The organism is Delftia sp. WSY_16, assembly GCF_043104415.1.
GTDB classification, from domain to species: domain Bacteria; phylum Pseudomonadota; class Gammaproteobacteria; order Burkholderiales; family Burkholderiaceae_C; genus Comamonas; species Comamonas tsuruhatensis.
The window spans coordinates 264130-274161 of the sequence record NZ_JBICKS010000018.1 but is presented as its reverse complement, the minus strand read 5'-3'; the positions used below and the strand labels follow the sequence as shown (position 1 = coordinate 274161).

At 68.2% G+C, this 10032-nt stretch carries 12 protein-coding genes and 1 pseudogene; 4 read left to right on the top strand and 9 right to left on the bottom strand.

The features are described from left to right. A pseudogene (locus ACF8O7_RS09495) lies at positions 1 to 281 on the bottom strand (hypothetical protein); the annotation flags it as partial. 107 nt (positions 282 to 388) lie between these two features. Here ACF8O7_RS09495 and ACF8O7_RS09490 point away from each other — a divergent pair. Continuing rightward, complete coding sequence (locus ACF8O7_RS09490; protein ID WP_051170597.1) at positions 389 to 775, top strand: hypothetical protein; 387 nt, start codon at positions 389 to 391, stop codon at positions 773 to 775. 205 nt (positions 776 to 980) lie between these two features. On the opposite strand, the gene ACF8O7_RS09485 is transcribed toward ACF8O7_RS09490, so the two are convergent. Both ACF8O7_RS09485 and ACF8O7_RS09480 read right to left on the bottom strand, forming a co-directional pair. Further along, on the bottom strand, positions 981 to 1280 hold the full coding sequence (locus tag ACF8O7_RS09485; protein ID WP_016450331.1) for a hypothetical protein: 300 nt from the start codon (positions 1278 to 1280) through the stop codon (positions 981 to 983). Next, a complete protein-coding gene (locus ACF8O7_RS09480; protein ID WP_126313043.1) occupies positions 1281 to 1865 on the bottom strand; it encodes a DUF4124 domain-containing protein in 585 nt (194 codons plus the stop codon). A 238-nt stretch (positions 1866 to 2103) separates the two neighbouring features. On the opposite strand from ACF8O7_RS09480, the gene ACF8O7_RS09475 reads away from it, so the two are divergent. From ACF8O7_RS09475 to ACF8O7_RS09465, 3 genes are all read left to right on the top strand, one after another. Next, complete coding sequence (locus ACF8O7_RS09475; RefSeq protein WP_016454521.1) at positions 2104 to 2418, top strand: helix-turn-helix transcriptional regulator; 315 nt, start codon at positions 2104 to 2106, stop codon at positions 2416 to 2418. Further along, entirely contained in the window at positions 2415 to 2771 is a 357-nt protein-coding gene (locus tag ACF8O7_RS09470; protein WP_126313044.1) for an SRPBCC domain-containing protein, read from the top strand. The genes ACF8O7_RS09475 and ACF8O7_RS09470 overlap by 4 nt, the downstream gene beginning before the upstream one ends. A 116-nt stretch (positions 2772 to 2887) precedes the next feature. After that, on the top strand, positions 2888 to 3493 hold the full coding sequence (locus tag ACF8O7_RS09465) for an ATP-dependent Clp protease proteolytic subunit (protein ID WP_013803771.1): 606 nt from the start codon (positions 2888 to 2890) through the stop codon (positions 3491 to 3493). A 199-nt stretch (positions 3494 to 3692) separates the two neighbouring features. Here ACF8O7_RS09465 and ACF8O7_RS09460 read toward each other — a convergent pair whose 3' ends face one another. The 6 genes from ACF8O7_RS09460 to ACF8O7_RS09435 all read right to left on the bottom strand — a co-directional run bounded on the left by ACF8O7_RS09460 (position 3693) and on the right by ACF8O7_RS09435 (position 9987). Next, positions 3693 to 4658: a DNA/RNA non-specific endonuclease gene (locus ACF8O7_RS09460; RefSeq protein WP_016450334.1), complete on the bottom strand. Its 966-nt coding sequence runs from the start codon at positions 4656 to 4658 to the stop codon at positions 3693 to 3695. Between the two features lie 140 nt (positions 4659 to 4798). Continuing rightward, positions 4799 to 6010: an MFS transporter gene (locus tag ACF8O7_RS09455; protein ID WP_126313045.1), complete on the bottom strand. Its 1212-nt coding sequence runs from the start codon at positions 6008 to 6010 to the stop codon at positions 4799 to 4801. Between the two features lie 11 nt (positions 6011 to 6021). Beyond that, a complete protein-coding gene (locus tag ACF8O7_RS09450; RefSeq protein ID WP_126313046.1) occupies positions 6022 to 6369 on the bottom strand; it encodes a DMT family protein in 348 nt (115 codons plus the stop codon). Positions 6370 to 6473: 104 nt separating this feature from the next. Next, entirely contained in the window at positions 6474 to 7142 is a 669-nt protein-coding gene (locus tag ACF8O7_RS09445; protein WP_126313047.1) for a hypothetical protein, read from the bottom strand. Between the two features lie 173 nt (positions 7143 to 7315). Beyond that, a complete protein-coding gene (locus ACF8O7_RS09440; RefSeq protein WP_126313048.1) occupies positions 7316 to 8650 on the bottom strand; it encodes a sigma-54 dependent transcriptional regulator in 1335 nt (444 codons plus the stop codon). Then, on the bottom strand, positions 8635 to 9987 hold the full coding sequence (locus tag ACF8O7_RS09435; protein WP_126313049.1) for a PAS domain-containing sensor histidine kinase: 1353 nt from the start codon (positions 9985 to 9987) through the stop codon (positions 8635 to 8637). Before ACF8O7_RS09435 ends, ACF8O7_RS09440 begins: the two co-directional genes overlap by 16 nt. Between the last annotated feature and the right edge of the window lie 45 nt (positions 9988 to 10032).

The window sequence follows — 10032 nt, the reverse complement described above, 5'->3', positions numbered from 1 at the left end:
CGGTTGCCGTCGTCTGAGAGGAGCAGCTTCTCTTGGCGATATCGATACGCAGCCAGCAATCTCTTGCCGCCCCATCCTGCCGACATCCCGTCATAGCGGCTGCCCAGGCGTTCCCCCTGCCGCCTAGCCACCAACCCCAATACAGCTTTTTTCTCCTGCGCCCGACCGCCGCGAGCAAGCGTGCTCCACGCCAGGATCACTTCAGCAAGATCATCGTCCTCGCAGTAAAGGTAGGCAGTCGGCACTCCGAGGATTTGCGCAATCCGGTGAGACTTTTCCACGGGTGGCCGCCATCGTCGTATCCAAGCCGAAGACAACCATCCTGGCTCGGCTTCCGTTCTACGAATTCCGTAGAGACGCCCCTCGCCGATTCAACGAGCATCGCAGGATGCCTCATCATCCCGATCATTCAACGGCTGCTTCTGCCGCGCCTCGGCTCGCCGACCTCGCCATCGACGCCGTCCTGCACATGGGCGCCGCGCTGGATGTGCTGGACCTGCACGCTCGCCACAAGGTCACGGCCATCAATTGCGTGTGCCGGGACCTGCTGCGCATCTACTACGTGAAGGCCGATCAGGCGCAGTCGCTGGAGCCGCAGGACAAGGAATTGCTGGGCCTGTTGCACGACACGGCGGTGAACCTGGGCTATGCCATCGAGGTGGTGGACCACCTGAATGGCGACGAGGCCGACGACCCCATCCTCTATGCCGTGAGCTATCTGCTCAAGGCGGCCAAGCGGTTTGCGGATGAGGGCTTGTCTGCTGCGGTGTCGTGATGGGTGAGTGCGCGAACATGTTGCCTGCGCTTCACATGCAGGGAATCTGCGTGCGTTGGGAGGCTGCAGTTCGCCGGAGCCATGAATTCGTGCACTGTGGCGACGGAGTTTTGAACAGAGCCATGCTCGTCGCTGCAGGCTCGTACTGATTGGGCTTTTTTTGGCGACGCTAGAGGCTTGGCGTTGGCAACCGTTCCCTATGCAGCTACGCCTTATGTCGGCGCAGAACGGCGAAGCTGCGATGCCGAATCCGTTGGGAAATGTGCTTGTTCTCAGATACCCGAGCCAGCGCTTGAAGCACCTCAGCGTTCACTGGTGCACCTTGCTCCAGCCATTCGATGGCCAAGCCCGGCCAGTAGTCGGAGGCTTCGTAGCCCAGGCCGGCCAGGACGATTTCAACGGGCGATGCACTGCCTGAATAGGCTTGCAGCGGGTGCTCCAGATGCAAAAGCAGGATGCGCGTGTCCATTGGGTTGAATTTCAAAGTTTTGCTGCGGGGCTGCATTCACTGAATCCAGTTGCCACGCCTGGCATGAGTGCGCGTCCATCCGTCATCGATCTTGCCGCCGTTGATCTCGCAGGAAGCTGGCGTCTGCGTCGTGCCCTGCACTCTGGCTCCCGTGTGGTTTGTCATGGAAACGGGGGCGGCAATCACGAGGGTCACCACCCGGCGATCCTTGGTGGCACTCAGGTACGTTGCGCCCGGGGGCAGGCCGGCATTTTTCTGGTACCAGTCAAGACACATGCGCGCTTCTTCCTCCAGCCTGGAGGAGGGCGATACAGCCTGTGGTGCGGGGGCAGACGCGGGCTTGGTGGCGGGCTCGGTCGGCATTGTGTCCCGCAAAGGCCCGGGGGATGCAGGGGGCGGGTCCAGTTGCATGGGCTTGGCGGTGGTGCCTTGCGGGCAAGGGGCATCCTGGTACCAGGTTTTTCCGTCGGCAAGGCATTTCATGACGGCCTGGGCATCGGGGGCCAGGCCGACTGCGGCCGCTATCCACAGCAGGCTTTTCAGCAGAGCGGTCTTGTTTCGGGGTGGCTTGAGGGAAGTGCGCTTTGCAGGTCTGCTGCCGCCAGTGGATGAATGGGCCATTGAGTCTCCAATGAAGTGAACTGGCTGCTGCGAGCCTTTGCCCTCGGCTTTGCCAATGCGCTGCGGGGCTGGAAATGACGGGTTTCCTGACTCTTTTGCGGCCCCGTGCAGCGGTTATACGTCAGCCACTTCAACCCACCAATTCACCTGCCGAGCCAGACTTCCTTGAGCAGGCCTTGTCGGTGGCGTTTGCCATGGACCGCTTGCATTTGAAATAAGTGGTTGCTAAAGTGTCGCCATGCCCGAGAACGACATCTTCAAGGCCCTGGCCGACCCTACGCGCCGCTCCATCTTCGAGAAGCTGGCCGCTGGCAGCATGCATGCCAGCGCGCTGCGCGAGGGGATGGATATCAGCCAGTCGGCCATGTCCCAGCATCTGGCCGTGCTGCGCAATGCGGGGCTGGTGAGCGAGCAGCGGCAGGGGCGCTTCATGCATTACGAGGTCGATCCCGAAGGGCTGGCGCAGATTGCGGGCTGGCTGGCGAAGTACCGCGCCTACTGGCCGCAGCGCGTGGATGCACTCAAGGGCTTGCTCAAGGACATGGACCAATGAACAAGATGAGCGATATGGACACCGGCGATGCGGCCCGCGAGCTGGTGCAGGAGTACGCGCTGGACGCCCCGCCCGAGAAGGTCTGGCGCGCGCTGAGCATTCCCGAGCTGCGCGCGCAGTGGCTGCCGGGCACCGAGCATGCCGAGCCTTTGCGGCAGGTGCCGCAGCAGGAACTGCGCCTGCGGCTGCGCGAGGCGGAACCGCCCTTTCTTGAAAGCACGGTGGACCTGCAGATCAGCCCCGGCGCCGATGGCGGCACGCTGCTGCGCATCGTCCATGTGCTGACCGATGCGCGGGTGCCGCCCGCGAGGGAAGCGGCCAACGACGGCGGCTTCCTGATGTACGCGACCTGATGCACCTGACCTGATACACGTGACCTGATACACGTGACCTGAGGGCCCCGGCAACGGGGCGTGCGGCGCAGGGCCGCAGCCCTTTCTTTTTCACCACCACACACAGGAGTTCGCCCATGCGCGAATCGATGATGCTCGTCCCCATGGTTGTCGAACAGTCGGCGCGCGGAGAGCGGTCCTTCGACATCTACTCGCGCCTGCTGCGCGACCGCGTGATCTTTCTCAACGGCGAGGTGAACGATGCGGTCTCTGCCCTGGTCTGCGCGCAGCTGCTGTTCCTGGAGGCAGAGAACCCCGACAAGCCCATTCACCTCTACATCAACTCGCCCGGCGGGGTGATCACCAGCGGCCTGGCCATGTACGACACCATGCAGTTCATCAAGTCACCCGTGCACACGCTGTGCATGGGCACGGCGCGCTCCATGGGCTCCTTCCTGCTCATGGCCGGCGAGCCCGGCCACCGCATGGCCCTGCCCAACGCCAGCCTGCACGTGCACCAGCCGCTGGGCGGCGTGCAGGGCCAGGCCTCGGACATCCGCATCCATGCCGAGGAAATGCTGCGCACCAAGGACCGCGTGACACGCCTGTACGCCCAGCACTGCGGCCGCAGCTACGAAGAGGTGGAACGCGACCTGGACCGCGACCGCTTCATGACCGCAGAAGAAGCCCGCGAATGGGGCCTGATAGACAAGGTTCTGGACCGACGCACGGTAACCCCCTGAGCCGCAACCGCCACGACGCAGGTTGCCCGCAGCGAAGCGGAGGGTCGCGGACATTCGGGTCGCCTTCTTTGATCTGACCTTTCTTGGCGAATCAAGAAAGGGCAGTCGGCCGCCGGGCCGAAACCCGGCCTCGAAAAACAACCCCCCGGCAGGGGCAAGAAACAGCCCCCTGGCCCACGCCAGAAGCCTGCGAGGGGCACTAACCCCGCCCCCTCATCACCCCCGCCAACAACGGCATCCCCGTCCTCCGAGTGAACTCCTCATAACTGATGGGCGCACTCATCCGCGTATCCGGGCTATTGGCCTGCCAGTGCGCCCAGGCACGCCCCGTGCTCGCGTCGTAGACCAGCTTGAAGATATGGCTGGGCACATGGACCTTGCCCGGCCCGATGGTCAGCGGCTGGCCGTCGAACACCGGCCCGGTGAAGACGTAGACATCGCCCTTGGCGCGCTGGGCGTAGCGGCGCGTGTCCTGCTCGACCTTGCTCCAGACGCCGCCGTTGTGGGTCTGGTCCTGGGGAACCATGTTGGCCAGGCTGAAGCTCTGGGCCATGGCCTCGGGCGAGTACATGTCGCCGGCCGGCGCCATGTGGCCGCGCGAGTAGCCGGAGCGGCGGTAGTCGTCCAGTTCGGCACGCTCGGCGCGGGGCAGGCGGGCATCGGCATAGAACTTGTCGCTGCGCTTGAGGCCCTGGCCCTGCTCCAGCAACTGGCGGTTCAGGCGCTCCACCACGAAGACGGGCGTCTTGGTCTGTCCGCTGTGCAGCACGGCGAAGGCGCTGAAGCACAGCTCGCGCTGAAGGGGCTGGACCTGCAGGGCAGGGGGCTCGCCACCGGGGAAGAAATCGCGGCAGTGCGAAAAGCCCGTGGCCAGGCTGCCGGCAGGCGGGCTGCCACCACCGGAGGCCGTGCCCGAACCTGTCTCCGGCTGCTTGCGCAGGTGCTCCAGCCCGGGGATGGGCAGGGTGGACAGCAGGGGCGGCTCGGGCAGCTTGGGATGCCAGTTCGGGTCCAGGCTGCAGCTGGCGATCTGGAAGGTGCCCGCTGCCGCGACCACGGCGGCGATCACGGAGCGCCACAGTCCGCTGCGGCCGGAGGCTTTCTTCTTGGAGGCGGGGGAGGAACTGCGCTTGCGCGCGGAAGGCTTCTTGTTCTTGACTGTCATTCGGGGGCGGCAGGCGCTGGCCGCAGGGAGGCAAGTCCGCAATGGCGCGGGTTCTGGTTCGGGTCCTAGGAATTCTCCTATGTTTCCAGGCCTCCAAATGTGTCCAGGTGCTCCGAAAGTGAGCCGTGCCCTGCCGGTCCTCAGGCCTTGGGCTGGAGACGGGCCGCCCGGTGTTCGGACGGTGCGCCGAACCAGCACAGCGCCAGCGCCAGCACCGCGATGCCGCCCAGCGAAAGAAAGGCCGCATCAAAGCCGAAGCGCTGCGCGATCCAGCCCGCCAGTGCCGGGCTGGCGGCCGCGCCCAGGCCCTGCAGCGTCATCACGGCGCCCAGGCCTGCGTTGACGTGGCCGGTGCCGCGCAGCGTCTGCGCGACCAGGCCCGGCAGGGCAACGCCCAGCAGCCCGGCGCCCACGCCGTCCAGCACCTGCACGGGGATCAGTGCCCAGTCGGAGTCCCAGGTGGCGGCGACCAGGCCGCGCAGCGGCAGCGACAGCAGGGCCGCCTTGACCAGCAGCCAGTAGCCGCTGCGCTGGGCGTGGCGCCCGGCGAGCAGGGCCATGGGGATCATGACCAGTTGCGCCACGATGATGGTCAGCGCCGTGAAGCCGCTGGGGTTGGCATGGCCGCGCGCCACGGCGGCCTGGCCCAGCAGCGGCAGCATGGCGGCATTGCCCAGGTGGAACAGCAGCATGGCCACGGCCAGCACCCGCAGCGCCGGCGTGCCCGTGAGCACGTGCATCAGGCCGGGTGCGCAAGGCCCGGCCTGCTCTGGGTGCGGCGTGCCTTGCGGGGTTTCATCCAGCCGCATCAGCGCCAGGCAGGCCAGCGAGGCGCAGCCCATCAGGGCCATGAGCACGAAGACGGAAGGCAGTCCCCAGCGCAGGCCCATGGCCCCCGCCAGTGCGGCCGTGGCCACGTTGCCGGCGTGGTTCCAGGCTTCGTTGATGCCCAGTTGCCGGGGCAGGTCCGCATGGCCGGTGATCTGCAGCGTGATGCCCAGCAGGCAGGGGGCGATCAAGGCCGCGACCACGCCGGTGATGACCTGCGATGCCGCCGTCACGGCCAGCGATGGTGCGGTCCAGATGGCCAGGTTGCCCGCCAGCAGCAGGGCGATGGCCGCTGCCAGCAGCCTGCGCTTGCGGCGCGAGGCATCGACCAGCGCGCCCAGCGGCGTGGTGGCCAGCATGCCCGTGATGCCGCCCAGGGCCATGACGTAGCCGATGTCGTCCAGCCGCCAGCCCTGGGCGAGCAGGAAGATGCCCAGGAAGGGGCCCAGGCCGTCGCGCACATCGGCCAGGAAGAAGTGGAGCCCCGGCAGCCAGCGCCGCGCATGGTGGTGTGTGCGGTGCATGGCGGCTTCCTTTAGCGCAAGGGGCCCTTGAACACGAAGAAGGCGCCCAGGCAGATGAAGCCGAAGCCCACCAGGTGGTTGAGGGTGAGCTTCTCGCCCAGGTAGAGCACGGAGAAGACGGCGAACACCACCAGCGTGATCACCTCCTGGATGGTCTTGAGCTCGGCCGCGCTGTAGACCTCATGGCCGAGCCGGTTGGCAGGCACGGCGAAGCAGTACTCGGCCAGCGCGATCAACCAGCTCACCAGGATGACGAGGTACAGCGGCCGGTTCTCGAACTTCAGGTGCCCGTACCAGGCGAAGGTCATGAAGATGTTGGAGATCAGCAGCAGCAGGACGGGGGCGATCTTGGGGGACATGGCGGGTTCGGTGAAAGCGGGAGAGCAGGGCAGCAGGGAAGCAGGAAAGCAGGAAACCAGGAAGGGGCAGGAACCCGCCCGGCCCCGGGGGCCGGGCGGTGGCGTCAGCGCGCGCGGTCGTACAGCGGCTGCAGGTCCGACAGGCTGGCACCCATGCTGATGGCCTCCAGCGAGGTGCCGTGCGCGTTGCGCGTGCCCAGGCCCGAGGCGGCAAACAGCTGCCCCGGCTGCAACGGCTGCTGCAGCGCATGGGGGGCAAAGCGCACGATGGCGCCGTCGGACAGGATGACGCCGTTGGCATCGCCGCGCGGGCCGGTGAGAACGGCCTCGATGCGGCCCTGGGCCTGCTGCGTCTGCAGTCCGGCCATGCGCAGGTGCGGGGGCATGGGGCGGGCGCGGCCGGGCTCCGGTGGCTGTTCATACACGGTCTGGCCGGTGGCGGTGTTCACGATGGCGTCGGCCTTGACCGCACCACCGGCCTCGCTGCGGCCGATGATGCGCACCGTGTCGCCCACCTTCACGGCGGTCGTCAGCGCATCGGCCATGTGGGGCGGGAACCGGACCACCGTGCCATCGGTCAGGCGCAGCCCGTCCACTTCCCCGTAAGGGTTGGTGAGCAGCCGGGCGACTGGGCTCTCGAGCACGGCCTGCGCGTGCGGCATGGCCGCGTGGGGCGCGCCAGGGCCGTGGGCAGGCAGGGGCGGGGCGGCATGCGCGTTCAGTGCGCTGGCACCCAGCCACAGGGCGGCGGAAGAAAGGGTGAGACGGGTCATGATGGCTCCTGGGTTGGCGATGGACATGCACAGTCCAATGCAAGCGCCATGCCATCCGGAAACCTCATGAAATCAAGGGCTTGCGGTCGCTGATGCGGGCCATGTGTCCGAGATGGCGACAGGGGGTGTCACCCATCCGGACACCGCAGGCGGCGCCTGTGCCCGCTGCTGCCTCAACCCAGGCCGAACTCCGCGAGCTTGCGGTACAGCTGCTGGCGCGACAGGCCCAGGCGGCGTGCGGCCTCGGCACGGTTGCCCATGGTTGCGGCCAGGGCGCGCGTGACCATTTCACGTTCCAGCTGGGCGACGGCGGGGGCCAGCGGCCCGTTCCAGTCGATGGCGGGGCCGTTCGCCGCCGCAGGCTGCAGGCCGATGTGCTCGGGCCCGATGACCGGCCCGGGGCACAGCAGGGCCGCGCGCTCCATGGCGTTGCGCAGCTCGCGCACATTGCCGGGCCAGTCGTGGGCCAGCAGCAGGCGCGCGGCGTCGGCACCCAGGCGCTTGGGCGAGGCGCCGCCGCCTTGGCGCAGGAAATGCTCGGCCAGCAGCAGCACGTCGCCCAGGCGCTCGCGCAGCGGCGGCAGGTGCACGGGCACGACCTGGAGCCGGTACCAGAGATCCTCGCGAAAGCGCCCCTGCCTGACAGCGTCCGGCAGGTCGCGGTGCGTGGCCGCGATGATGCGCACGTTCACGGGCAGCGCCCGGCTGGCGCCCACGGGCGTGATCTCGCGCTCCTGCAGCGCCCGGAGGATCTTGGCCTGCGTGGGCAGCGGCATGTCGCCCACTTCATCGAGGAACAGCGTGCCGCCCTGCGCCTCGCGAAAGCGCCCGGCGCGGTCGCTGACGGCGCCCGTGAAGGCGCCCTTCACATGGCCGAAGAGTTCGCTTTCCATCAGGTCTGCCGGAATGGCAGCGCAGTTGACGGCCACGAAGGGGCGTTCCGCCCGGACGCTGTTGCGGTGCAGGGCGCGTGCCACCAGTTCCTTGCCCGTGCCGGTCTCGCCCAGCACCAGCACGGTGGCGTCGCTGTCCGCCGCCAGGCCGATGCGCTTGAAGACCTGCCGCATGGCCTCGCTGCCGCTGACCAGTTCACCATCGTCATGCATCTGCGGCTGGCCGGCTTGGCCGTCCCCGCAGTCCTGGGCCGGCCCTGCGCCTTGCAGCGCGCGGTCCAGGGCCTCAACCAGGGCGGTGCGGGCGATGGGTTTGGTCAGGTGGTCGAAGGCGCCCAGGCGCATGGCCTCGATGGTGTTGCCGCCGCTGGCGTAGGCCGTGAGCATGATGCAGGGCGCCCGCGAGAGGCCGCGGGCCTTGCGCAGGAAGGCCAGGCCGTCCTCGCCCGGCATGCGCAGGTCCACGATGGCCGCATCCACGGACCCGGCCTGCAGGATCTGCAGCCCCGCCGCCACGGTCGGGGCCTGGCTGACCCCATGGCCCAGGTCGCCGAGCATCTCGGCCAGGCTTTCACGGAAGGCCGTGTCGTCGTCCACGATCAGGATGCGGGCCATGGAAATTCCATTTCTATGCGGGTGCCTTGTGCAGTCTTGCCTTGTGCAGTCTTGGCCAGGGCGATCCGGCCGCCGTGGGCCTGGACGATTTCGCGCACCAGCGCCAATCCCAGTCCGGTGCCGCCGGGGCGTGCGGTGGTGAAGGGCTCGAACAGCGTGTCGCGCAGTTCGGCCGCGATGCCGGTGCCGTCATCGGCAATCCACAGCCGCAGGCAGCCTTTGGCGTCCCGGTCCGCGCCCAGTTCCACCCGGCCGCCGTCCGCCGTGTGCGCCAGGGCGTTGAGCAGCAGATTGTCCAGCGCGCGGGCCATCTGTGCGGGGTCCAGCAGCGGGCGGCGCCCTTCCCGCAGGTCCCGGGCAAGGCCGGCGGACACCGCCGTTGCCAGCTGCACGCCGCTGGCCTGGGCCATTTCTGCATGGGCCTGGAGCCTTTCGTCCAGCAGCTGCTGCAGGTCCACGGGCTCCGGGTGCACGCGGAAGGGCTGGGTCAAGGCCAGCAGGCTCGATACCAGGTCTTCCAGGCGCGCGGTCTGTGCCAGCACGGCCTCCAGGGCGCCCTGGCTGCGGGCCTGCCGCAGTGGCTCGGGCGCGGCCAGGGCGTTCTCGGCCTTCATGCGCATGGTGCCCAGCGGGTTGCGGATCTCGTGCGCCAGGCCGGCCGACAGCCGGCCCAGGGTGGCCAGCCGTTCGGCGCCGAGCAGTTGCTGCTCCATCTGTGCCGACTGCCGCTGCCAGCGCCGCAGCATTCTGCCCAGCCACAGGCCCGAGACCAGGACCATGCCCAGCAGCAGGCTGACGGCAAGGATGAGGGGGTTGACCACGTCGGCGCTGATCAGGGGGACGCGCATCAGCGTCCAGGCCACCAGGGCGGACGCATCGGCCTGGGCCGGGCAGGCGGCAAAGACCACCGCCTCGCGCAGGCCGGGGCGCAGGTCGGTCACCAGCCCGGCGCTGTCCCTTGCGCGCTGGGCGGTGGAGGCGATGCGCTCCATCTCCGCACTGGGCGCATCGCGCTTGATGCCCGAGCCGTCATAGGTGGGAAACGCATAGGCCACCACGCCGGGGCCCTCGCGCCAGAAGCCGCCCTCCATGCCCGGGCGCTCGCGCAGCGCCAGGTCCAGCACGGCCTGCGCGGCGGACCGGGCCTGGGCAGATGGCGTATCTGCCGTCAGCCCCGCCAGCCCCATGCGCGCGGCCCCGGCCTGCAGCGCGCTGCAGCTGACGCCTGCGGCGTCGCGGGCGCGGGCAATCTGCGGTTCGGTGCCCTGCCGGGTCAACAGCAACAGCAGCCACGCCAGCACCAGGGCGACGGCCGAGATGGTGAGCCAGAGGATCACCAGATCCCGTTGGATGGACTTTTGCGGGGACAGGGCCGGCTCCTG